The 284-nt window shown below is 39.1% G+C and carries 1 protein-coding gene; it reads left to right on the plus strand.

Going from position 1 to position 284, the window contains the following annotated elements; all coding sequences use genetic code 11:
* Nucleotides 1-54: 54 nt before the first annotated feature.
* Nucleotides 55-284: hypothetical protein (locus Q0954_RS34740; protein WP_299466881.1), on the plus strand; the 230-nt coding region annotated here is incomplete at its 3' end.

Raw genomic sequence — 284 nt, forward strand, 5'->3', positions numbered from 1 at the left:
CTTACGTTTCGCTGATTTCTAGGTTGGAAAAAAGAAAATAGTTAAACTCGCTGTATGATCACAGAACGAGTAGATGATATTCCCTTATTGGTTGCAAAATTAGAAGAGAGTAACCTGAGTCAGCACCTGAACCGTTATTTTCCAGATCATGGAAACTGGACAGGTCTTGATGGCGGCAAATTAGCCGTTGGTTTTTTAACTTATGTGTTATCACTTGGCGATCATAGACTAAATCATGTAGAATCTTGGGCAGGAGAACGATTATTTACTTTGCGTCATAGCCT

The sequence above is a fragment of the uncultured Microscilla sp. genome (genome assembly GCF_947493425.1).
Lineage (GTDB): Bacteria > Bacteroidota > Bacteroidia > Cytophagales > Microscillaceae > Microscilla.